19 protein-coding genes are annotated in these 23,064 nt (G+C 51.0%); 10 read left to right on the forward strand and 9 right to left on the reverse strand.

The window, feature by feature from the left end; all coding sequences use genetic code 11:
- Positions 1-18: 18 nt before the first annotated feature.
- The 5 genes from dapB to hrcA form a co-directional block, all read right to left on the reverse strand.
- Positions 19-828 carry a 4-hydroxy-tetrahydrodipicolinate reductase gene (gene dapB, locus EK22_RS06330; RefSeq protein WP_051961720.1) on the reverse strand — a complete coding sequence of 270 codons (810 nt, stop codon included), beginning with the start codon at positions 826-828 and terminating at the stop codon, positions 19-21.
- A gap of 5 nt (positions 829-833) precedes the next feature.
- Positions 834-1,964: a molecular chaperone DnaJ gene (gene dnaJ / locus EK22_RS06335; protein WP_020160847.1), complete on the reverse strand. Its 1,131-nt coding sequence runs from the start codon at positions 1,962-1,964 to the stop codon at positions 834-836.
- Positions 1,965-2,091: 127 nt separating this feature from the next.
- Complete coding sequence (gene dnaK / locus EK22_RS06340; RefSeq protein ID WP_036249095.1) at positions 2,092-4,026, reverse strand: molecular chaperone DnaK; 1,935 nt, start codon at positions 4,024-4,026, stop codon at positions 2,092-2,094.
- A gap of 68 nt (positions 4,027-4,094) precedes the next feature.
- Complete coding sequence (gene grpE, locus EK22_RS06345; protein WP_020160845.1) at positions 4,095-4,715, reverse strand: nucleotide exchange factor GrpE; 621 nt, start codon at positions 4,713-4,715, stop codon at positions 4,095-4,097.
- Between the two features lie 68 nt (positions 4,716-4,783).
- Positions 4,784-5,839, reverse strand: coding sequence for a heat-inducible transcriptional repressor HrcA (gene hrcA / locus EK22_RS06350; protein WP_027147480.1), 1,056 nt, complete (start codon positions 5,837-5,839; stop codon positions 4,784-4,786).
- 240 nt (positions 5,840-6,079) lie between these two features.
- On the opposite strand from hrcA, the gene EK22_RS06355 reads away from it, so the two are divergent.
- From EK22_RS06355 to EK22_RS06380, 6 genes are all read left to right on the forward strand, one after another.
- Entirely contained in the window at positions 6,080-6,964 is an 885-nt protein-coding gene (locus EK22_RS06355) for an NAD(+) kinase (protein ID WP_036249097.1), read from the forward strand.
- Between the two features lie 5 nt (positions 6,965-6,969).
- Positions 6,970-8,649 (forward strand): DNA repair protein RecN, encoded by a 1,680-nt coding sequence (gene recN, locus EK22_RS06360; RefSeq protein WP_036249101.1) that lies wholly within the window; start codon positions 6,970-6,972, stop codon positions 8,647-8,649.
- A gap of 36 nt (positions 8,650-8,685) precedes the next feature.
- On the forward strand, positions 8,686-9,714 hold the full coding sequence (locus tag EK22_RS06365; RefSeq protein ID WP_020160841.1) for an agmatine deiminase family protein: 1,029 nt from the start codon (positions 8,686-8,688) through the stop codon (positions 9,712-9,714).
- Positions 9,715-10,078: 364 nt separating this feature from the next.
- A complete protein-coding gene (locus EK22_RS06370; RefSeq protein ID WP_020160840.1) occupies positions 10,079-10,423 on the forward strand; it encodes a nucleotidyltransferase domain-containing protein in 345 nt (114 codons plus the stop codon).
- The gene (locus EK22_RS06375; RefSeq protein WP_020160839.1) at positions 10,416-11,021 is read left to right on the forward strand and encodes a DUF2238 domain-containing protein; all 606 of its coding nucleotides are present in this window, start codon (positions 10,416-10,418) and stop codon (positions 11,019-11,021) included. The genes EK22_RS06370 and EK22_RS06375 overlap by 8 nt, the downstream gene beginning before the upstream one ends.
- A gap of 96 nt (positions 11,022-11,117) precedes the next feature.
- Positions 11,118-12,002, forward strand: coding sequence for a carbon-nitrogen hydrolase (locus tag EK22_RS06380; protein ID WP_020160838.1), 885 nt, complete (start codon positions 11,118-11,120; stop codon positions 12,000-12,002).
- Between the two features lie 75 nt (positions 12,003-12,077).
- On the opposite strand, the gene EK22_RS06385 is transcribed toward EK22_RS06380, so the two are convergent.
- Positions 12,078-12,392, reverse strand: a complete 315-nt coding sequence (locus EK22_RS06385) for an H-NS histone family protein (RefSeq protein ID WP_027147479.1) — start codon at positions 12,390-12,392, stop codon at positions 12,078-12,080.
- Between the two features lie 158 nt (positions 12,393-12,550).
- Positions 12,551-13,318 carry a DUF2914 domain-containing protein gene (locus tag EK22_RS06390; RefSeq protein WP_036249103.1) on the reverse strand — a complete coding sequence of 256 codons (768 nt, stop codon included), beginning with the start codon at positions 13,316-13,318 and terminating at the stop codon, positions 12,551-12,553.
- 156 nt (positions 13,319-13,474) lie between these two features.
- On the opposite strand from EK22_RS06390, the gene EK22_RS06395 reads away from it, so the two are divergent.
- Genes EK22_RS06395 through EK22_RS06410 form a run of 4 tightly spaced genes read left to right on the forward strand, consistent with a single transcriptional unit; the run spans position 13,475 to position 19,846 of the window.
- Entirely contained in the window at positions 13,475-16,297 is a 2,823-nt protein-coding gene (locus EK22_RS06395) for a 2-oxoglutarate dehydrogenase E1 component (protein WP_036249105.1), read from the forward strand.
- A gap of 1 nt (position 16,298) precedes the next feature.
- Positions 16,299-17,561, forward strand: coding sequence for a 2-oxoglutarate dehydrogenase complex dihydrolipoyllysine-residue succinyltransferase (gene odhB, locus EK22_RS06400; protein WP_020160834.1), 1,263 nt, complete (start codon positions 16,299-16,301; stop codon positions 17,559-17,561).
- Between the two features lie 13 nt (positions 17,562-17,574).
- Entirely contained in the window at positions 17,575-19,029 is a 1,455-nt protein-coding gene (gene lpdA, locus EK22_RS06405; RefSeq protein WP_036249108.1) for a dihydrolipoyl dehydrogenase, read from the forward strand.
- Positions 19,030-19,072: 43 nt separating this feature from the next.
- Entirely contained in the window at positions 19,073-19,846 is a 774-nt protein-coding gene (locus EK22_RS06410; RefSeq protein ID WP_020160832.1) for a hypothetical protein, read from the forward strand.
- A 389-nt stretch (positions 19,847-20,235) separates the two neighbouring features.
- On the opposite strand, the gene parC is transcribed toward EK22_RS06410, so the two are convergent.
- Both parC and EK22_RS06420 read right to left on the reverse strand, forming a co-directional pair.
- On the reverse strand, positions 20,236-22,461 hold the full coding sequence (gene parC, locus EK22_RS06415; RefSeq protein ID WP_036249245.1) for a DNA topoisomerase IV subunit A: 2,226 nt from the start codon (positions 22,459-22,461) through the stop codon (positions 20,236-20,238).
- A gap of 8 nt (positions 22,462-22,469) precedes the next feature.
- Positions 22,470-22,967 carry an acyl-CoA thioesterase gene (locus EK22_RS06420; RefSeq protein ID WP_020160830.1) on the reverse strand — a complete coding sequence of 166 codons (498 nt, stop codon included), beginning with the start codon at positions 22,965-22,967 and terminating at the stop codon, positions 22,470-22,472.
- Between the last annotated feature and the right edge of the window lie 97 nt (positions 22,968-23,064).

Raw genomic sequence — 23,064 nt, forward strand, 5'->3', positions numbered from 1 at the left:
ATTATCGCGTTCTGGTCATTAACAATTTTTCAAACCCAAGACATCCTGCATGTCATAAAGACCGGTTTGTTTATCTTTTAACCAGACGGCCGCCCTAACCGCGCCATTGGCAAAGGTCATACGGCTTGTGGCTTTATGCGTGATTTCCACGCGCTCTCCTTCATCGGCAAACATAACCGTATGTTCACCAACTATATCGCCGGCACGAATCGTCGAAAAGCCGATGGTTTTTCTATCCCGCTCGCCGGTATTACCTTCACGGCCGTAAATCGCGCAATCCTTCAAGTCGCGGCCCAACGCGCCAGCAACCACCTCGCCCATGCGCAAGGCTGTGCCTGACGGTGCATCGACCTTATGCCGGTGATGCGCCTCAATGACTTCAATATCGGTATAATCACCCATCACCCTGGCCGTCATTTCCAGCAACTTCAGAGAGAGATTGACTCCCACGCTCATATTAGGCGCGAGTACTATCGATACCTCCCTGGCTGCTTCGGCAATCCGGGCTTTTTGAACGTCGCTGTATCCGGTCGTGCCGATCACGATTTTTCTGCCGGCTTTACGGCAGATATCAATGTATTCCATGGAGGCATCGGGACGGGTGAAATCGATCAGCACATCGAACTGTTCGACGACGGATGCCAAATCATCGACGACCTTAACGCCGACAGCACTGATGCCCGCCAATTCGCCCGCGTCCGTGCCTATCGCGATGCTCTCGGGCCGGGAAACCGCAACCGAGAGCTCGGCCTTGTCGGCCAGTGCCGCCGCCTTGATCAGGCAAAGCCCCATCCGTCCTGTTGCGCCCACTACAGCAATACGAATCATAGCGCTCACCCTGTCAGTTTATCGAAAAAGCTTTTTACGCCGTCAGTCCACGAATGCTCTTGAGGACTATGATGCTTGCCGCCGCCGGACAGGGAATCACCCAACTGCTGAACCAACTCTTTCTGTTCCTTGGTCAGGTGAACCGGGGTTTCAATCTGCACCCGGCACAGCAAATCGCCGATCGCACCCCCGCGTACCGGCTTGACACCCTTGCCACGCAACCTGAATAACTTTCCGGTTTGTGTTTCGGCAGGAATTTTGAGCATCACCTTGCCATCAAGTGTCGGCACTTCGATTTCTCCGCCTAAACAGGCCGTAGGAAAGCTGATCGGCACTTCGCAATAAAGGTTGGCGCCGTCACGTGTGAAAATCTCATGCTCTTTCACCTGAATCTGCACATACAGATCGCCTGCCGGACCGCCGCGTTCCCCGGCCTCGCCTTCGCCGGCCAGACGAATACGATCGCCGGTATCGACACCTGCCGGCACCTTGACGGACAGGGTTTTGGTTTCCTGAACGCGTCCTTGTCCATAGCATTTACCACACGGATCCTTGATTTGCTTGCCCGTACCGCGACAGGTCGGACAAGTCTGCTGAACGGAAAAGAAACCCTGTTGCATCCTGACTTGGCCATGGCCATGACAGGTCGAGCAGATAATCGGACTGGAGCCTTTTTTGGCGCCCGAGCCATTACATTCGCTACAGACAACCAGCACCGGCACCCGAATTTTGGCTTCGGTTCCGGCTACAGCTTCTTCCAGCGTCAATTCGAGGTTATAGCGCAAATCCGCGCCGCGCTGCACGGAACCGCGAGAACGTCCGCCGCCGAAAATATCGCCAAACACATCGCCGAAAACATCACTGAAGCTCTCGGCGCCGAAACCACCACGACCGCCGCCCATGGACTGATCAACGCCGGCATGACCGAACTGATCGTAAGCGGAGCGCTTTTTAGGATCCGACAGAACTTCGTAAGCTTCCTTGATCTGCTTGAACTTTGCTTCAGCTTCAGCCGGATTCTCTTTATTTCTGTCCGGATGATACTTCATCGCCAAACGGCGATAGCTTTTCTTTATCTCTGCGTCACTGGCGTTTCTATCCAGACCGAGAAGCTTATAAAAGTCTTCTTTTGCCATGTTCCTATCGTTTCGTTTCGTCTTGTTTCGCTTAAATCCATTCCCGAGGACTCACTCAGGAAATGCAAGCATGCCATAAGGTTATCGATAACCGCGCCGGCAAAGGCGCGGCGTAACCATGTCTCAATTACTTTTTATCGTCATCCTTAACTTCTTCGAACTCCGCATCGACAACGCCTTCGTCAGCAGCCGCATGCTCGGAAGCCTGATGGGCGCCCGCGGATTCGCCGCCTTCAGTGCCCGCTTTTTGCGCATACACGCGCTCGGCCAGCTTGCCTGATAGTTCGGTCAATGCGTTTGTTTTTGCTTCAATATCGGCTTTGTTATCGCCTTTGACCGCCTCTTTCAAAGCATTGATCGCATCTTCGATCGCGCTTTTTTCATCGGCGCCGACTTGATCACCCAGTTCTTTCAAGGACTTTTCCGTAGCGTGAATCATACCATCGGCATGGTTGCGCGCCGTTACCAGCTCCGTCAACTTGCGGTCTTCATCCGCATGGGCTTCCGCATCCTTGATCATGCGTTCCACTTCTTCATCCGATAAGCCGCTGGACGCCTTGATGACGATAGATTGCTTTTTACCGGTTGCCTTGTCTTTGGCCGAAACGTTCAGAATACCGTTGGCATCGATATCAAATGCCACTTCAATCTGTGGAATGCCACGCGGTGCGGGTGGGATATCGGTCAGATCGAAACGTCCCAGCGACTTATTGGCGGAAGCCACTTCGCGCTCACCCTGCAGCACATGAACCGTTACCGCCGTCTGGTTGTCATCAGCCGTGGAGAAAATCTGCGAAGCATTGGTTGGAATCGTGGTGTTTTTCTCGATCAGCTTGGTCATGACGCCGCCCATGGTCTCGATACCCAGCGACAACGGGATCACATCCAGCAGCAACACGTCCTTGACTTCACCGCCCAATACGCCGGCCTGAATCGCGGCACCCAGTGCAACCGCTTCATCCGGATTGACATCTTTACGCGGTTCTTTGCCGAAAATGGTTTTCACCATCTCCTGTACTTTCGGCATACGGGTTTGACCGCCTACCAGAATCACGTCATCGATATCGGAGGCTGACAAGCCGGCATCCTTAAGCGCGATCTGACACGGGCCTTTAGTCCGATTGATCAGCTCTTCAACCAGAGACTCCAGTTTGGCGCGGGTCAATTTGACATTTAAATGCTTGGGGCCTGACGCATCGGCCGTAATATAAGGCAGGTTGACATCGGTTTGCTGACTTGAAGACAATTCAATCTTGGCTTTCTCCGCCGCTTCCTTCAAACGTTGCAGCGCCAGCGGATCATTATGCAGGTCAACACCGCTTTCTTTTTTGAATTCCGCCGCCAGATATTCGATGACTCTTGAGTCGAAATCCTCACCACCCAGGAAGGTATCGCCGTTGGTCGACAATACTTCAAACTGGTGTTCGCCTTCTATCTCGGCAATTTCAATGATGGAGATATCAAACGTACCGCCGCCCAGGTCATAAACGGCAATCTTGGTATCACCCTTAGGCTTATCCATGCCGAAAGCCAACGCCGACGCGGTCGGCTCATTGATGATACGTTTTACATCCAACCCGGCAATACGTCCAGCGTCTTTAGTGGCCTGACGTTGCGAGTCGTTAAAATAAGCGGGTACGGTAATAACGGCTTCCGTGACTTCTTCGCCCAGATACGCTTCGGCGTCTTTTTTCAGCTTCATCAAAACACGCGCCGAAATTTCAGGGGCTGCCATTTTTTTACCGTGCACCTCCACCCAGGCATCGCCGTTTTCAGCTTCGACAATTTTATAAGGCACCATTGTGATGTCTTTTTGCACAACATCGTCTTTAAAGCGGCGGCCGATCAAACGCTTGATAGCGAATAACGTATTCTTAGGGTTGGTTACGGCCTGACGTTTAGCCGATTGGCCTACCAATACTTCGTCATCGCTGGTAAAAGCGATAATGGAGGGCGTCGTACGGGCACCTTCACTATTCTCGATCACTTTCGCCACGCCATTCTCTAAAACCGCAACGCAAGAGTTTGTGGTTCCTAAATCAATTCCAATTATTTTAGCCATTGAAGTCTCCAGACTTGAATATGTAAATGTTAAAAGTTGTTCTTAATATGGGGATTGTTTTATAGGGTTCAAGCCTGCTCATCAATGCTTGGCGTATCCGCCGCCGGTTTATCGGGCGCCTTTGCAACCACGACCATGGCGGGGCGCAACAAACGTCCGTTCAATAGATAACCTTTTTGAAAAACGTTAACCACTGTATTTGGCTCGACACCCTCCACGGCTTGCATGGTCATAGCCTGGTGGTGTTCAGGGTTAAAAGGCTGGCCGGCTGGATCAATCATTTCAATGTTAAACTTGGCAAACACCGATTCGAATTGCTTAATCGTCAATTCGCTGCCCACGCGGAATTTCTCCACTTCAGGGCTATCACCTGTCGCCGCTTGCAACCCTAACTCCAAACTATCCAATACCGGTAATAATTCCTTGGCAAATCCTTCCAGCGCGAACTTATGCGCACTCTCCAGATCTTTTTGCGTTCTTTTCTTCAGATTTTCCATTTCCGCCTGAGCGCGAACTGCTTTATCCCAGTTTTCCTGGGCTTTCTGCTCAGCCTGTGCCAATTGCTCCCTCAGCTCTTCAATAGTTGCCTCAGGCAGCAACTGCTCTTCGGTAGCGGCTTCTTCAGCCAGCTCTTCGTTCTTAGCCTCGGTTTCAACCTGTGATTCAGGCACTTCCTGATCATTACTCATTCGCTATAGCTCCTCAAATATAAAGTTTAGTTGCCGTGCCCAATTGCACGAGAAAAAACAGCTGTCAGTTATGATGGGGACGATGATTTGGGATTCAAGGCGGCGCCTAACAATTTTGCAGTAATATCGACAAACGGGATGATTTTCTCGTAAGCCATGCGTGTCGGCCCGATGACGCCCAATACCCCTACCACTTCATCGCTGACCGAATAAGACGAGGTAACCAGACTGCAATGATCGAACGCCTGATAGCCCGACTCTTCGCCGATGAAAATCTGCACGCCTTCGGCTTTCATGCACTGATCCAATAGATGAATCACATCCTGCTTCTGGCTGAACGCTTCAAATAATTTTTTCAACCGGTCCATGTCCGCCAACTCTGAAAAACCCATTAAATTGGTTTCGCCGGTCAGCACGTAATCTTCTTTTTCATTGTCCCGCTCAAACGTCAGTTGCGCTATTTTTATCGCGTCAAGCATGCCCTGATTCATGCGCGCCTGAGCCTCTTTCAACTCTTCAAAAACCGCCTGCCGCACAGCAACCAGACTTCGACCACAATAAATTGAATTTAAATAATTGGCTGCCTGCTGCAATTCGGAAGGGCTAAATACTTTGGCCGTATGGATGATTTTATTATGGACTTCCTGCTCATTGGTAACAAAAATCACCAGCACACGCGTATTGGATAAAGGTAAAAATTCAATATGCCGTAAACAGACCATCTCCCGCCTGGGCAGCGTTACGACTCCCGCCATGCGAGTCAATTCCGAAAGCAAACGCGATGCGACCCCGATAGCATCATTATTATTGTCAGTCACTGACAATCCCTGATGCAAAAGCGTCAAATCTTCCGATTTCAGCGGCTTAACCGTCAACAGACTGTCCACGAATAATCGATAGCCACTGACCGTGGGCACACGGCCTGCAGAAGTATGCGGTGAGTGCACCAGCCCTAAATCCTCAAGATCAGCCATGACATTGCGGATGGTGGCCGGGCTCAAATTTAAACCCGAGTCTTTCGATAAAACCCTTGAGCCCACTGGCTGACCATCGCTGATATAACGCTCGACCAGCGTTTTCAACAACTGCAACGACCGTTCGTTTAAAACCTGACTAGTACCCACATCAACCTCTAAAAGATCAAAATTAGCACTCTTCCCAGGCGAGTGCTAGCGAGGCAAAATATCAGCTCGACGGTCTGTTGTCAATAAAGCCCCTTAAAGCCCGATTAATTAATAATAGACTCATTATCGCGTTCCCTATCGATATCAGCCGATATAAAAAGCCTGCCATCCACCAGTAAAACAAATTGGTTTGGCAATGTTTTTTTGTATAATCCAATTCATTTGACTTACTATTCGGCAATGCATAGCCCTTTTAATACCATTGGCATCATAGGCAAACCCAGTGACCCCAGTATTGCTGAGACCCTATCCGCTCTTTATGATTTCTTAAAACACCACGAATACACTGTCGTGGTTGCCCCGGACAGCGCCCGATTCATTCATAACCAGACTGTTGTATCATGCGATATCGACAAACTGGGCGGCTATTGCGACCTGGTGATTGCCATTGGCGGCGACGGTACTTTTCTCTCCGCCGCGCGGGCCATCGCGAAATACGACATTCCCTTGATCGGTATCAATCTGGGCCGACTAGGCTTTTTGGTGGATATATCGCCTAATGAGCTGCCCGACCGGTTACATCGCATACTTCAAGGCTGTTACACTGAAGAGAACCGCTACTTGCTGCGCACTAAAATCATCCGCGATGAACAGATCATCCACGAAGAAACGGCGGTTAATGAAGTGGTTATTCATCGTTGGGTAACGCCCAGCATGATTGAAATCGTAACCAAAATTGACAATGTGTTTCTTAATTCACAACGCTCCGACGGACTCATCGTGTCCACTCCCACAGGCTCAACCGCCTATTCCTTGTCCGCGGGCGGCCCGATCCTGCACCCGTCGTTAAACGCATTGGTATTGGTACCGCTGAATCCGCATACGCTGACTAATCGTCCGGTCGTTATCGATGACTCCGCTGAAATCGAAATAAGCTTCTGCCAGACCAAGCAAATCAACGCACTGGTTACCTGTGACCAAATTGAAATTCCAGCTGTACTGATCAGCGATAAAATTTTGATCAAAAAAGATCCGAAACCGATTAGAATTCTGCACCCCGAAGACTACGACTTCTTTCAGATTCTGCGGGGCAAATTAAACTGGAGCAGTGGTTATCATAATTAATCCTTATGCTATTGAACCTTAATATTATCGATCTTGCCGTTGTCAAATCATTGGATCTGGATCTTGAAAAAGGCATGTCCGTGCTAACGGGCGAAACCGGAGCCGGCAAATCCATTCTATTGACCGCCTTAGGTCTCGCGCTGGGCGACCGCGCCGATTCCGGCTATATTCGTCCCGACGCCAAGCGCGCTGAAATCAATCTGGAATTCGACTTGGCCGATGCGCCCGAAGCCCAACACTGGCTGAGAGAAAACGATCTCGATGACGACCATCACTGTCTGATCCGGCGCATAGTCAATCAGGACGGCCGCTCCAAGGCCTATATCAATAATCGTCCCGTCACGTTGCAGACGCTGCAGGCGCTCAGCGAGAAACTGGTCGAAATTCACGGCCAGCATGCGCATTTGACCTTGCTTAATAGCGATGAGCAACGTCGTCTGCTCGATGTGTACGCAAAAGACCAGCCGCTTCTGGATCAGGTCAACGACTGCTACCGGCAATGGCTACAAGCCAACAAGGAACTGGAAGCGCTGGTCAAGGCCGGCAGGGACAAAGTCGAACGCGAAGAATTATTGCGCTACCAGATCGAGGAACTGCAACTGCTTGACCTGCAAAACTTCGATTACTCGGCCCTGTCGGAAGAGCACAGCAAACTTGCCAATCTGGGCCAGATTTTGACGGTTGGCCAAAGCCAGGTTGATCTGCTCTATGAAAACGACCAGCAGTCGGTCAGCCAGATGCTGAACCACAGCCTTGGCGAATTAACGCATATCGCCCGCTTTGCGCCGGAACTGAACGAGATCCTCGCGCTGTTATCGGAGGCGCAGATTCAAACCGAAGAAGCGGCACAGCAGCTGCGCCGCTTTCTCGAGTCCCAGGAGGCCGATCCGCAACGCATGGAAATACTGGAGAATCAGATCGCCACCATTCAGAATCTGAGCCGCAAGCACCATATCAAGCCGGACGAACTGCCCGAATTACTGGAAAAGCTGGAACAGGAGCTGGATGGATTGACGCACAGCAGCGAGCGCATCGATGCCTTAAAGGTCAGCACAGCGCAACTGCACAATCAATACAACGAGTTGGCCTCGCAACTGTCAAAACAGCGCAAGAAAGCCGGAAAAAACCTGGCGCGCCAGATTTCGGCCATGATCAAGGAACTGGGCATGCCGCAGGGCGAGTTTCTGGTCGACATTACAGCACTGGATCTGGATGCGCCTAAACTGAACGGCAAGGACAAAATCGAATTTCTGGTCAGTGCCAACCCGGGATTGCCGCCCAAGCCGCTGGCCAAAGTCGCCTCTGGCGGCGAACTGTCGCGCATCAGTCTGGCTATTCAGGTCACGACCAGCAACGATAAAACCACGCCGACCATGATTTTCGATGAAGTCGATACCGGCATCGGCGGCGGCATTGCCGAAATTGTCGGACACAAGCTGCGCAGCCTGAGCCAGAACCGTCAGGTCATGTGCGTGACGCATTTGCCACAGGTTGCATCGCAAGCCCACTATCACTTATATGTAGAAAAAAACAATAAAGCCGATATCACCTCCTCCACTGTCAGACTGCTGGAAGACGAGGAACGCGTGCAAGAAATTGCCAGAATGCTGGGCGGCGTCAACATTACCGCCAATACGCTGGCCCACGCCAAGGAAATGTTATTTCAATCCACTGCCGGTCGTTAGCCGGCAAATACAATCAACCACAGGGTACCAAAATCAATGATCCGCTTTCCAGCCGAATGGGAACAACAATCCGCCGTATTAATCGCCTGGCCGCATGCTACCGGCGACTTCAGCAATCGTCTTGATACGGTCGAGCAGAGCTACGGTTTTATTGCCGAAACGATAAGCCAGTATCAGCGTTTGTTTATCGTCTGCCGGGATAACGCCCACCAGCAGCATATTCAGGCTTTAATCAAAAACACCGGCAATATTGTATTTCTTCACGCCGGGGTCAATGACATCTGGGTCAGGGATACGGTTTTTTTGACCGTGGAAGAAGACGGCCGCATGAAACTGCTCAATTTCAGATTCAATGGCTGGGGCGGTAAATATCCGCATCAGGCCGACAACGCGCTGAATCATGCCCTGCTGAATTACAGTCCGTTCAAGAATGCGGATTACGCCGATATAGACTTCATCCTAGAAGGCGGCAGTGTCGAAAGCGACGGCATCGACACGATCATGACCACGCGCCAGTGTCTGTTGAATCCGAACAGAAACAATGAACTGTCGCAACTGGAAATTGAACAGCGACTGCAAGAATACTTCGGCGCCAAGAGAATATTATGGGTGGATCAGGAAAATCTGTCCGGCGACGACACCGACGCCCATATCGATACGCTGGCCCGTTTCTGCTCGGCCACGACCATCGCGTATACCAGCAGCAATGATCCCGAAGACCAGCATTACGCAAGTTTGAAAAATATGGAATCTCAGCTACAGGCCTTCCGCACTCGATCGAATGAGACCTATCACCTGGTGCCGTTGCCGATGCCGAAACCAATATTTGACGAGGAAGGCCAACGCCTGCCCGCCAACTACGCCAATTTCCTGATCATTAATCAGGCCGTCATGGTGCCCGTCTATGACGACCCGATGGATGCGGTCGCCCTGGAACGGCTGGCAGGTTGTTTTCCCCGGCACAAAGTCATCGCCACGCCCTGCCGGCCACTGGTGCATCAATATGGCAGCCTGCATTGCATGACCATGCAGTTTCCTGAAAAAGCGCTTGGCCTTATTGACTGACACTCAACCCGCAGATAATCAACGATGCGTCCGGCGATTATATATGCCGGGCGCTTATAATATCTGGCGGCGTCGATCATACAATAATATGATTAGGAATGGGAATGAAATAAGACCCGCAAATGAGGCAGGATTTCTGTTCATATTCAAGGCGCGCAAACAGGCGCATGGCAAGCCATGTAACTGTTTGCGCAAAGCTTCCGCTCCTTACCTACATCCCTGTAGGCAACGCAGAAGATGGACGGAAAGACAAGTCAGTTGCGGGAATTATAAAATTCACGTTCCTTAAATGAACTTGCTGAATAAGACATTATTCAAAGGCTTCAACAGTCTTAATAAGCCGATTTGATGCAAACAGTAAACTATGAAATACGGTCTCAAAAAAAACACCATTTCGCAGATAAATGCTGTTTTTGCCAATCATCCTGAAATAGAACAGGCCATCATCTACGGCTCAAGAGCTAGAGGCAATTATAAAGAGGGTTCGGATATTGACCTGGCGCTAAAGGGGCGCGCATTAAACTTGCGCATTGTTGATAGAGTAAACTTTGAACTCGATGACCTGCTTTTACCTTATTGCTTTGATATTATCGATTTCAATCAAATAAGTAATGCCGGCTTTATCGATCACATTAATCAATATGGCATCGTTTTCTATAATTCCTTAAATGCATCGCATTTAAACAATCAAAACGCCGGTCATGACTAAAACCTGGCTGACGGTGTTTTTTTCAGTGCTGACATGGTCTGCCTTCGAGCCAAAAGATTACCCGACCTGGTGGCTGGAAACCGCGCCCGCCTTAATCGCTCTGGTTATACTTATCGCGACCCGGCGACGCTTTCCACTGACCTCTCTCGCATATTTCCTGATTTTGATTCACAGCATTGTCCTGATGATAGGCGCCCATTATACTTATGCCGAAGTCCCATTATTTGACTGGCTGAAAGTGGCACTGGAACTTGAACGTAATAATTACGATAAACTCGGCCATTTTGCCCAGGGCTTTATCCCGGCCATCATTGCCAGGGAAATATTGATCAGAAATCAGGTCGTGGCCAGCCGCAATTGGCTAAACTTCCTCATAATATGCATCTGTCTGGCCATCGCCGCATTTTACGAACTTATTGAATGGTTCGTTGCCTTACTCAGCGAAGAAGCCGCCGAATCGTTTTTAGGCACTCAGGGATATATCTGGGATACCCAGTCGGATATGGCTTATGCATTGGTCGGCGCAATTTCGGCAATAATAACCTTAAGCCGCCTTCATGACCGGCAAATCAGCGAAGTCACTGCTCGGCGCGCCTAACCTTGTTGTCGGCTTCCGTTAAACCGAACGCTCTATTTCCTGCTTTTAAATCGTTATAAAATACATCTGTTAAAACCTATCCCTGACACAACCATCATGAAATCAAAATTAATCGTCAGCGCTGTTCAACAGCCCTGTAATGAAGACAGACAGACCAACCTTGATTTTTCCATTGAGAAAATCCACGAAGCGGCTGCCGCCGATGCCGACCTGGTCGTGCTTCCGGAATTGCATCTGGGACCTTATTTCTGCCAGAACGAAGACTATAATAACTTTTCCCTGGCCCAGCCTATCCCTGGCCCCACCACGGACATTCTGTCGGCAGTGGCGAAAGAACGGGAAATCGTTATTGTTTCAACTATCTTCGAACAAAGAGCGCCCGGACTTTATCATAATACCGCCGTTGTTTTTGACAAGGACGGCAGTATCGCCGGCAAATATCGGAAAATGCATATTCCCGACGACCCGGGCTTTTATGAAAAATACTATTTCACGCCGGGCGACATCGGCTTCAAACCGATTCAAACGTCAATCGGTAAATTAGGCGTATTGGTCTGCTGGGATCAGTGGTTTCCCGAAGCGGCAAGACTGATGGCTTTAGCCGGCGCGGAGTTATTGATCTACCCTACCGCCATAGGCTGGGACCCACAGGACCCCCCTGAAGAGCACAAACGCCAGCTGGACGCCTGGACAACCATACAGCGTTCTCATGCGGTGGCGAATGGTATTCCCGTCATATCCTGTAATCGCATCGGTTTTGAAAAAGCGCCGGATTCGGAAACTGGCATAAATTTCTGGGGCAATAGCTTTATCGCGGGACCTCAGGGAGAGATCATAGCTCATGCTGACGAATCGGAAATAAAGTTGTTAACCGGCGCTATTGATAAGGCAAGAGTTGAACGCGTCAGACAAATATGGCCCTATTTGCGTGATCGCAGAATTGATGATTACGGGGATTTAACAAAACGTTTTATTGATTAGAAAACACCGGCACAAGGCTGAAAGTCGTGTCTTTTTGCCTTGTGCCCTGAGAATATCCGTCCTGGGCCTGGAGAATCACACTTCAAACTCGGAACGGTCATGGCCTTCATCAAGTAAAGTCTGCATCCATTTCGGCGTAACCCCGCGACCGGTCCATGTTTTTTCAGGATCCTGAGGATGACGGTATTTAACCGGAACCTTAACCCCTTTACGAGCAGATCTTTTATCACTTTCATAAATCTCCACGGCCACATCAATCGATGCGGCTAACTCCTTAATCTGGGCAATAACCTCTTTACGTTTATTGGCCTGTTTGGATTTTAATGCTTTTTCGGCTTTTTCAATAACCGCCTGCAATTCATTTTCAGATAGATTTTGATACTCGGCCATTTTAAGATTTTGATACTGGGTCATTTTCACTCCTAATAATAAAAAAATATAATTCAATCATATCATGACTCGCTAATACTATAAATAGCAACAATTACCAATATTTGATTCAAATAATCATTCATAACTATATATGTTTAAATTCCGGGACTAAGCCATTACTTAATAGTAACAACCTTAAAGCTTTTTTTATTTAGTATACGCTCATTCTCATCTATTAACCTGACAGACCAGTTACCTACATCATTATCAGTAAATAACTTACTGCTGGATGTACGCCACCTATTACCCAGGATATTCAACCTGCGGTTAAAAACGACTTCCCCATTATTTAGCCATTCATGGTAAAGCGTGCGACCTTTTAAACCTGTTAATTCGGTAAAATAATAGACACCTACAGCTTGTGCCTTATTGACTGCAACTGGAAGATTTAGTTCTCCCGCCGGCTCCTTATTATTAATTTTATCGGTTAATAAAGCGCGAGAAACATTTTTATTAATGACTGAAGCGCTCATTTTCCTGGTTACATTTTCTTGACTGGTTATTGTCCGCCGCTTCTTTTTCACCTCAACCTTAATACTAGGTTTTTGTTTTTGAGTTTCCGCTTCAATTATATTATTAATGGCTACGGCCTTATTTTCAGGCTTAATTGGTTTTGGCCTCTCTTGTATATATACATCTTTTTCTTCCGGCTTAACTGGAGCATTAAAATCGGTATCAGAAAATGAGACCTCCGCGTTTTGCTCTCCGGGATTCAGCAAAAAGTACAAGGCACTGAAAATCAGCATGCCAATAACGATGACTGCCAGCACTATTCGTTTAACGTGCCACTCTGTTACCATCTCGGGCGCCGCCCCCACGCTACCGGCTTTTCTCCCGGATTTGGAATAGTTAACTCTAATTACAATATTCTTTTTGTCTCTCATGTTTTTTTATCTCAACAACAAGCGGATGAAACTTTATGATTGCCTTTGCCACTAAAATAAACCATATTTTTAGCCAGACAACGCTTAACTGAGTAATATACCACTGCGGACCTGGTAAAAAGTGAAAACCCATTTCGAATAAATTGGATAATCCTAATGAGTAAACTGCTTAAACTTTTTCAAGATTCTTCTAGCCTCTATGGCAGCAACGCCAGTTTCATTGAAAACCTGTATGAAAAGTTTCTCGAAGATCCTGAATCGGTTGAGCCCAGTTGGCAAAAGGAATTCAGCGCCATTCACAACGGCGTCGATTATGAAGCTGCCCATAGCCCTATTGTGGAACGCTTTGCGCGACTCGCGACTAAATCCCGGGGCCGGCTGGCTGAACTGCAAGGATTTACGGAAGAAAGCGTCAAAAAACAATCCGCCGTTGCCCGACTCATCAACCACTATCGCGTCCGGGGACACCAGATCGCCCAAAATAATCCGCTAGGCAAAACAGCGCCGCCACCGCCCGAGTTTGACCCGGCTTTTTACGGCCTGTCCGCCCCCGATATGGATACACTGTTCGATGCGGATCTGCTGCACGGCGCCGACCGGCTGCGTCTACGCGACATTATCGCCGGCCTGAAGGACATTTACTGCGGCAGCATTGGTTCGGAGTACATGCATATTGTCGATACGACGATCAAACGCTGGATAAAAAATCGCCTGGAAAACCCGAAAGCCAATGTCATAGAGCCTGAAAAAAAACGCTGGCTGCTTAAACAGTTAACCGCGGCAGAAGGCATTGAAAACTATCTGCATACAAAATTCGTCGGCCAAAAGCGCTTCTCGCTGGAAGGCGGAGAATCACTGATCACCATCCTCGACGAGATCATTCAAGGCTCGGGCGATAAAAGCGTGAAGGAAATTGTGATCGGCATGGCGCATAGAGGCCGGCTGAATGTGCTGATCAATACTCTCGGCAAAAGCCCTGCCAGTTTGTTCGATGAATTCGCCGGCATGCCGACGTTATCGCCCGGCGTCAGTTCCGGTGATGTCAAATATCACATGGGTTTTTCATCGAATATCGCCACGGCCGGTGGGCCGGTGCATTTAACGCTGGCTTTCAATCCGTCGCATCTGGAGATTATCGACCCGGTTGTGGAAGGCTCGGTAAAGGCGCGCCAGGACAGAGCCGGAGCCGAAGGCAAAAATGCGGTTATCCCGGTACTGATCCATGGCGATGCCGCGTTTTCGGGGCAAGGCATCATCATGGAAACCCTGAACATGTCTCAGACCCGAGCCTTCTCGACCGGCGGCACGATTCATATCGTCATCAACAATCAGATCGGCTTTACCACCAGCAACCCACAGGACGCCCGATCCACGTTGTACTGCACCGATGTGGCCAGCATGATTCAGGCACCGGTTTTTCATGTTACGGGCGATGACCCCGAGGCCGTCAACTTTGTCACGAAACTGGCACTCGACTATCGCATGACCTTTAACAAGGACGTGGTCATCGACCTGATCTGCTACCGCCGTCTCGGCCATAATGAAGCCGACGAGCCCTCGGCCACGCAGCCGCGTATGTATAAGAAAATCCGCCAGCACAAAACCACGCGGCGAATTTACGCGGAACGGCTCATCAGGGAAGGCATCATTACGGAAGAGCAATCCACCCAGATGGAACAGGAGTATCAGAAGCAGCTCGATGCCGGCCGCGTCGTTTCGCGCCCCATACTGGATAACAATCATTACTCATATACCACGCAATGGAACCAATTCATGAACGGCAGCTGGGACACGCCCTGCGACACCTCCATTTCGATTGATCACATTCGCTTCTGCAACGATCAGATGCAGCGACTGCCGGCCGGCTTCGAACTGCATCCGCGCGTCGCCAAAATCATGGACAACCGGCGTAAAATGGCCGCCGGCGCCATGCCGCTGGACTGGGGGTTTGCCGAGAACATGGCCTATGCGACCTTGCTGATGGATAAATACCACGTACGCCTGACCGGACAGGACGTGGGCCGGGGCACTTTCTTTCACCGGCATGCCGTGCTGCATAATCAGCTGAATGGCAAAACTCACACGCCGCTGAAACACCTGGACAAGGATCAGGGCCGGGCGCAGATTTTCGATTCACTGCTTTCGGAAGCCGCCGTTTTGGGTTTTGAATACGGCTACAGCTCAACCGTTCCGAATACGTTGGTCATCTGGGAAGCGCAATTCGGCGATTTTGCCAATGGCGCGCAAGTCGTCATCGACCAATTCATCAGTTCCGGCGAAACCAAATGGGGTCGGTTGAGCGGTCTGGTCATGCTGTTGCCGCATGGCTTCGAAGGCCAGGGTCCGGAGCATTCATCCGCCCGACTCGAACGCTACCTGCAGCTATGCGCCGAACACAACATGCAGGTCTGCAATCCGACCACGCCGGCGCAGATATTCCATCTATTGCGTCGACAGTTGATCAGGCCCTATAGAAAGCCGCTGATCGTCATGACGCCTAAGAGCCTGCTCCGACACAAACTTGCCGTATCGACGCTGGAAGACCTGACTGACGGCCAATTTCAACCGGTCATCGGTGACCAGGATCCGATTAACCCGAAAAAAATCACGCGCTTTATTCTGTGTTCCGGTAAAGTTTATTATGATCTGCTCGAAGCACGGCGCCAGGACGACCTGAAACATGTCGCCATCACGCGCCTGGAACAACTGTATCCGTTCCCCGCTGAAGCATTCAGGGCGGAACTGGCGAAATACCCCGCCATGAAAGAATTCGTCTGGTGCCAGGAGGAGCCCCAGAATCAGGGGGCCTGGTATCAGTCAAAACATCATTTTGCCGACAATCTGGAGCCACATATCACCATGACTTATAGCGGCCGAGAGGCATCTGCCGCCCCTGCTGTGGGCAATTTCCGTATCCATATAGAGCAACAAAAAGCCGTCGTAGAATCGGCCTTATACGGCAAACCTTCAGGAAAATAACATGAGCATTGAAGTCTTAGTCCCTAACCTACCCGAATCGATTTCAGACGCCACATTGGCAACTTGGCATAAGAAGCCCGGCGACATCATCAATAAAAACGACAATCTCGTCGACCTGGAAACCGATAAAGTGGTACTTGAAGTCCCCGCGCCGGAATCAGGTATTCTGCGTGAAATACGCAAGGAAGACGGCGCGATAGTGGTAGCCGGCGAAGTGCTGGCCGTGCTGGATCCGCAAGACGTCCAGACACAACAGGCCGTTCAGACACAGGAAACCGAGGCTGTCGAAACGGCCGCGCCCGAAACGCAAGAGGCATACGGTGAAGCGACTCCCGCATTAAGCCCTTCGGTACGGCGAATGATTTTTGAAAAAAATATCGATCCCGCCGGTATTAAAGGCACCGGCAAAAACGGCCGCATCACCAAGACCGATGTGCTCGACTATCTGGAAAGTCACAAGCAGCCAGAAGCGGAAGCCGAACTTCCAGAACCTGAAGCCGCACCCGCGCCCGCCAAACCGGAGAAACTCAAGCCTGTCGAGCCGGCCGCGCCTTCTTTGAACCTGCGTCCGGAACAGCGGGTGCCGATGACACGCTTAAGGGCGAAGATTGCCGAACGCCTGCTACAGGCCCAACAAAACGCGGCCATGCTGACGACATTTAATGAAGTCAATATGCAAAACGTTATCGATCTTCGCAATCAGTACAAAGCCCGCTTCGAACAAAAGCACCATGTCAAACTGGGCTTTATGTCGTTTTTCGTCAAAGCCTCCATCGAAGCGTTAAAACGTTTTCCGGCCGTTAACGCCTCCATTGACGACAACGATATTATTTATCACGGCTACTACGACATAGGCATTGCCGTCACGACCCCGCGCGGCCTGATCGTGCCGGTTTTGCGCGATGCCGACCAGCTCGATTTTGCCGGTATCGAAAGAAGCATTGCCGATTTCGGTGAAAAGGGACGCAACGCCACGTTAGGCTACGAGGACTTAAAGGGCGGCACGTTTACCATTACCAACGGTGGCATTTTCGGTTCGATGCTATCGACACCGATACTGAACCCGCCGCAGTGTGCCATTTTAGGCATGCACGCCATCAAGGAACGCCCTGTGGTCGAAAACGGTCAGATCGTCGCCCGTCCCATTATGTACCTGGCCCTGTCCTATGATCACCGCCTGGTTGACGGACGCGATGCCGTGCAATTCCTTGTGACCATCAAAGAATGTCTGGAAGCCCCGGCTCACCTACTTCTTAATATTTAAGAAGGCAATAGTTATGTCAAAACAACACCCACATTATGATGTCATCGTTATCGGTGCCGGGCCCGCGGGCTATGTCAGCGCCATCCGATGCGCTCAGCTTGGTTTAAAAACGGCCTGCATCGACAACTGGAGCAATAATAAGCGCCAGAGCAGCCTGGGTGGCACTTACCTTAATGCCGGTTGCGTTTCCTCGATAGCATTGCTCGAGTCGGCAAAAATTTATCATTTGTTGAATCATGAAATAGGCAAACACGGCATACATGTCGAAAATATATCCCTGGATATCGGACAAATGATGCAGCGAAAAAACAAAATCATTGAGACGCTCAGCGCTAAAATCGCCGATATATTTACTTATCACGGCATTACCCGTATCCATGCCCATGCCAAACTGATCAATGCGCGTCAGGTGGAAATAACCCCGCTCGACCATTCGGCACCGTCAGTCATTCAGTCCGGGAATATTATTCTGGCCGCCGGCTCTTCATCGGTCGACCTGCCCTGCGCCCCGGTCGACAACGAATTCATCATCGATTCCACCGCCGCCTTAAACCTTGACAGCGTACCCAAAAAAATGGGCATCATCGGTGCCGGCGTCATTGGTCTTGAGTTGGCCAGTATATGGAGCAGGCTGGGCTCGGAAATCATTCTGCTGGAAGCTCAGGAAAACTTTTTAACCCTGACCGATCAGCAGATTTCACGCGAGGCCTATCGCATCTATACACAACAGGGCCTGGACATGCGTTTGGGCGCGCGGGTCATCTCCGCTAAAAAAAGCCATAAGAAAGTTAGCGTTGAATATCAGGATAATGAAGGCCAACATTGCCTGCGCGTGGACAAACTGATCGTCGCATCGGGCCGGAAGCCTAATACCGAAAACCTGGCTACCGCGGAAACCAATTTAGTGCTCGACGAAAACAGTTTTATTCATGTCGACGAAAACTGCCGGACTACCCTGCCCGGTGTTTATGCGATAGGCGACCTGACCTTGCTCGGCCCCATGCTGGCCCATAAAGGCATAGAAGAAGGCGTCTTTGTCGCCGAACAGATTGCCGGCATTCACACTCCGATTAACTATGACATCCTGCCCAGCGTTATTTATACCGAACCCGAAATTGCCTGGGTCGGCCAGACCGAACAGGCCTTGAGAGCCATAGGCGAGAATATCAAGATCGGGACTTTCCCGTTGACGGCCTCCACCCGGTCTCACGTCAAAGGCTCCCCCGATGGCTTGGTTAAAATCATTGCCCATGCCGATACCGACACCATACTCGGCGTTCATATCATTGGCGCCCATGCTTCCGAGCTGATCGCCGAAGCCGTGCTGGCCATGGAGTTCTCCGCCAGCAGTGAAGATTTGGCCAGAACCATACACGCGCACCCGACCATTTCAGAATCCCTGCATGAAGCCGCCTTAGCGCTTGATAAGCGGACATTGCATTTGCCGGCAGGCAGACTGATACCGTAAGGACACATCAGCACGCCCTACTGCGTTACATAAGGAAATTATCATGCCGCTTTCTTCCGTTTTTGAACGCCTGTTCAAATGGCTTTTCATGCTCAGCCTATCGACGATGGGTATCACTGCTTTCTACAAGAACGAACTGCCCGACCCCTCGTATTATGATCTGGACCATCTTGAAGCGCCCAGACAGACGCGTATTCCCGAGCAAGCGTTTATAACAAGAGTCAACGGTCAGGAATATACCATCCAGCCAGAATTCAGCTATGAGCTTGATGGCGTCGTCGTCAGCTACCACGACTCCGATGATTTCAGCGATGTTTGGCATCACAAACGCTGGAAGGATTTTATCAATCTGCGCGATCTCTGCGTGATCTGGGGCGGAAATGTCGAGTCAGGCGTTTACAAGAGCATGACCTTCAACAATGACAGCTGGACCTGCTGGGCATCCTGGCCCGATAACGCGATCGGCGCCCTGTTTAGAATGAATGCGCTGTCCAATAACCATCTGCTGACCGATAGCGACGACGTCAAAAGCGTCTTGATGTCCGCCGAACCCGGCGATCATATCCGTCTGAAAGGCGTTCTGGCGAGTTATTCCAATAAAGCCAACGGCTTTCAGCGCGGCACCAGCATCGTCCGCGACGACACCGGCAACGGCGCCTGCGAAACGATTTATCTGGACGATTTCAAGATCATCAAGAAAGCCAACCGCAAGTCACGCCGGTTATATGACCTGTCAAAGTGGCTGGCCATTGTTGCCGGCATCGGATTTTTGATCATGTTTGCCATCACGCCGGTCAGGAATAAGCACAGGTATTAGCTGCAAAATATATCTGCCACATAGGATGTGGCGACGACAGGAGGCGCATCCATCGCGCGCGATGCGCTTCACTGCGTCGTCTGGAGCGCCTGCCTTCTTTAGTCAGCCTTGTTCTGACGAGTAAAATTTTCAGCCTACATTCCGCAGCAAAATTTGACCTAAGAAGCCTATTACAGCCGAGTCATTCATCATCTCGGTCTGGTTTCGGGGATGATTGAGCCCTGATACCGTAAAATGAACAGACACATAGGGAAGAACCTGTGTGTTCGCCCTTGCCCAACGGTTCTCCGATAACCCGTTGTGCACCCGAAACAAGGCGGACACGCAGGTCCGCCCCTACATTGGTTGCGGAATGTCGGTTACAGCGTAACCTACGATTGCATAGCAGCTCACTCACACTCCATTCCGTCAACCCGCTGAAAGCCCCTCGGCAACGCCGTTCCCCTGTTGGCGCGATTGCCTGAGTAATGCTCGATATCGGCCGGCTTCAGCGTTATATGGCGCTTGCCCGACAGCACTTTCAGCTGGCCGTTTTCCGGGAGCGCAGTCACTGCCATCACCTGATCCTTGCCCGCGGCCAGATCAGCCGTTGGAATCTGGATCAGTTTGTTGCCTTTGCCTTTTGCCAGCGCCGGCAGCTCGGCGACCGGAAAAATCAGCAACCGGCCCTGCTGGGTGACGGCGGCAAGCAGATCGGATTCATGGCGGACCGGTGCGGGCTTTAAAACCTTGGCGCCATTCGGCAACGTAATCAGCGTCTTGCCGGCTTTGTTCTTGCTCAACAGCTCCTTGAGCTGTACCCGGAAGCCGTAGCCGGCATTGCTGGCCAGCACATACCAGTCATCGGGGCTGCCTGCAAGCAGATGCGTGAAGTAGGCGCCAGCCGGCGGATTAAGGCGGCCCGTCAGCGGCTCGCCCTGGGTTCGGGCCGACGGCAGGTCATGCGCGGAGGTGCTGTAAGCCCGGCCGGTCGAATCGAGCAGATACACCGGCTGGGTCGTCCGGGTCCTGACCGCATCGAGAAAACCGTCGCCGGAGCGATAGTTCAGACTGGTCACATCGATATCGTGCCCCTTGGCCGCCCTGATCCAGCCTTTCTGCGACAGGATGACCGTCAATGGCTCATTGGCGATCAGCTCGGTCGTATCCAGGGCCTGCGCGGCCTGTCGTTCGACGATCGGCGAGCGGCGGTCATCACCGTATTTCTCGGCATCGCGCTCCAGCTCTTTTCTGATCAGGCGGTTGAGCAATTTTTTGGAACCGAGGGTTTTCTCCAGCGCGGCCCGCTCTTTTTCCAATTCATCCTGCTCGCCGCGGATTTTCATCTCTTCCAGTTTGGCCAGATGCCGCAATTTTAATTCGAGAATCGCTTCGGCCTGCAGATCGCTGAGCCCGAACCGCGCCATCAGCACCGGCTTGGGATGGTCCTCATTGCGAATAATGGCGATGACTTCATCGATATTCAGGTAGGCGATCAGCAAGCCGTCCAGAATGTGCAACCGCGCCAGAACCTTGTCGAGCCGGTGCTGAAGCCGGCGCCGGACCGTCTCGGTACGGAACGTCAGCCATTCGGTCAGGATGTCTCTGAGCCCCTTGACCTGCGGCCGGCCGTCCAGACCGATCATGTTCATATTGACGCGATAGCTTCTTTCCAGGTCTGTCGTAGCAAATAGATGCGACATGACCGCCCCGACATCGAGCCGTTTCGACTTCGGTATGACCAGCAGACGGGTCGGATTTTCATGGTCCGACTCGTCCCTCAGGTCCTCGATCATCGGCAGTTTTTTGGCCAGCATTTGCGCCGCGATCTGCTCCATCAATTTGGCGCCGGATACCTGATGCGGCAAGGCCGTGATGACGATATTGCCGTCTTCCAGCTCGTATCTGGCGCGCATTTTTACCGAGCCGCCGCCGCTGACATACATTTTCCGTATCTCCTCGGCGGGCGTGATGATTTCGGCATCGGTCGGATAATCAGGGCCTTTAATATGGCTGAAAATGGCCTCCGTCGGGCAATCGGGATCATCCAGCAGCTCGATGCAGGCATTGGTCACTTCGCGCAGATTGTGCGGCGGAATGTCGGTCGCCATGCCGACGGCGATGCCCATCGTGCCGTTCAGCAGCACGTTCGGCAGTCTTGCCGGCAGTAAAACCGGCTCTTTCAGCGTGCCGTCGAAATTATCGGTCCAATCGACCGTGCCCTGCCCCAGCTCGCTCAACAGGGTCTGCGCATAAGGCGTCAGCCGCGATTCGGTGTAACGCATGGCCGCAAACGATTTCGGGTCGTCCGGCGAGCCCCAGTTGCCCTGCCCGTCGATCAGCGGGTAGCGGTAGGAAAAATCCTGCGCCATCAGCACCATGGCCTCGTAACAGGCCGAGTCGCCGTGCGGATGGTATTTACCGAGCACGTCCCCGACCGTTCTGGCCGATTTTTTGTATTTCGCCGCCGCCGTCAGGCCCAGCTCCGACATCGCGTAAACGATGCGCCGCTGCACCGGTTTCAGGCCGTCGGCGATATGCGGCAAAGCCCGGTCCAGAATCACATACATGGAGTAATCCAGGTAGGCTTTCTCGGCAAAATGCTTTAACGGCAGTTGTTCGTAATTCTCTTGCATACCCACAATCACAATTCATCCTTTGGCAAATCGACATGTAACGCGCGGCTCTTTTCCATGAATTCCTGACGCATTTTTTTGCGCATTTCCGCGGCTTCAAATAATCTTTTTTCCACTTCGTTCTCTATCTGTAGTTTCGGTATTTGTTTGGGTTTGCCCTGTTCATCGACGGCCACCATGGTGAAATAGCAGGAATTGGTATGCCTTTTCTCTTCCGTCATCAGATTCTCGGCTACGACCTTGACGCCGATTTCCATCGAGGAGCGCCCCACATAATTGACATGGGCATTGAAAGTCACCAGTTCGCCGACCTTGATCATCTGTTTAAAGAAAACATGATCCAGCGATGCGGTCACGACATAGCTCTTGCAATATTTCGCCGCGCAGGCATAGGCCACCTGATCCAATAACTTCAATAAGGCGCCGCCGTGTACATTGCCGGAAAAATTCGCCATGTCCGGGGTCATCAACACCGTCATGGCCAACGACTTTTCTTGTTTATTCATGATTTATTGACTCGACTCAATAAGACTTTGCAGCCTTGTTTGATGGCAGGGACAATTTTGAAAAATGCCCTAATGAAAACCGCCTTACCTTCAGGAA

The sequence above is a fragment of the Methylobacter sp. BBA5.1 genome (genome assembly GCF_000746145.1).
Taxonomy (GTDB): Bacteria; Pseudomonadota; Gammaproteobacteria; order Methylococcales; family Methylomonadaceae; genus Methylobacter; species Methylobacter marinus.

What these genes read in the sequence shown, in the direction of transcription:
- EK22_RS06370 (WP_020160840.1), top strand. Translation starts at nt 10,079, where the DNA reads ATGAAATACGGTCTCAAAAAAAACACCATTTCGCAGATAAATGCTGTT.
- EK22_RS06385 (WP_027147479.1), bottom strand. Translation starts at nt 12,392, where the DNA reads ATGGCCGAGTATCAAAATCTATCTGAAAATGAATTGCAGGCGGTTATT.
- dnaK (WP_036249095.1), bottom strand. Translation starts at nt 4,026, where the DNA reads ATGGCTAAAATAATTGGAATTGATTTAGGAACCACAAACTCTTGCGTT.
- EK22_RS06380 (WP_020160838.1), top strand. Translation starts at nt 11,118, where the DNA reads ATGAAATCAAAATTAATCGTCAGCGCTGTTCAACAGCCCTGTAATGAA.
- EK22_RS06365 (WP_020160841.1), top strand. Translation starts at nt 8,686, where the DNA reads ATGATCCGCTTTCCAGCCGAATGGGAACAACAATCCGCCGTATTAATC.
- parC (WP_036249245.1), bottom strand. Translation starts at nt 22,461, where the DNA reads ATGCAAGAGAATTACGAACAACTGCCGTTAAAGCATTTTGCCGAGAAA.
- EK22_RS06355 (WP_036249097.1), top strand. Translation starts at nt 6,080, where the DNA reads ATGCATAGCCCTTTTAATACCATTGGCATCATAGGCAAACCCAGTGAC.
- grpE (WP_020160845.1), bottom strand. Translation starts at nt 4,715, where the DNA reads ATGAGTAATGATCAGGAAGTGCCTGAATCACAGGTTGAAACCGAGGCT.
- EK22_RS06410 (WP_020160832.1), top strand. Translation starts at nt 19,073, where the DNA reads ATGCCGCTTTCTTCCGTTTTTGAACGCCTGTTCAAATGGCTTTTCATG.
- EK22_RS06420 (WP_020160830.1), bottom strand. Translation starts at nt 22,967, where the DNA reads ATGAATAAACAAGAAAAGTCGTTGGCCATGACGGTGTTGATGACCCCG.
- EK22_RS06395 (WP_036249105.1), top strand. Translation starts at nt 13,475, where the DNA reads ATGAGTAAACTGCTTAAACTTTTTCAAGATTCTTCTAGCCTCTATGGC.
- dnaJ (WP_020160847.1), bottom strand. Translation starts at nt 1,964, where the DNA reads ATGGCAAAAGAAGACTTTTATAAGCTTCTCGGTCTGGATAGAAACGCC.
- dapB (WP_051961720.1), bottom strand. Translation starts at nt 828, where the DNA reads ATGATTCGTATTGCTGTAGTGGGCGCAACAGGACGGATGGGGCTTTGC.
- recN (WP_036249101.1), top strand. Translation starts at nt 6,970, where the DNA reads ATGCTATTGAACCTTAATATTATCGATCTTGCCGTTGTCAAATCATTG.
- lpdA (WP_036249108.1), top strand. Translation starts at nt 17,575, where the DNA reads ATGTCAAAACAACACCCACATTATGATGTCATCGTTATCGGTGCCGGG.
- EK22_RS06390 (WP_036249103.1), bottom strand. Translation starts at nt 13,318, where the DNA reads ATGAGAGACAAAAAGAATATTGTAATTAGAGTTAACTATTCCAAATCC.
- EK22_RS06375 (WP_020160839.1), top strand. Translation starts at nt 10,416, where the DNA reads ATGACTAAAACCTGGCTGACGGTGTTTTTTTCAGTGCTGACATGGTCT.
- odhB (WP_020160834.1), top strand. Translation starts at nt 16,299, where the DNA reads ATGAGCATTGAAGTCTTAGTCCCTAACCTACCCGAATCGATTTCAGAC.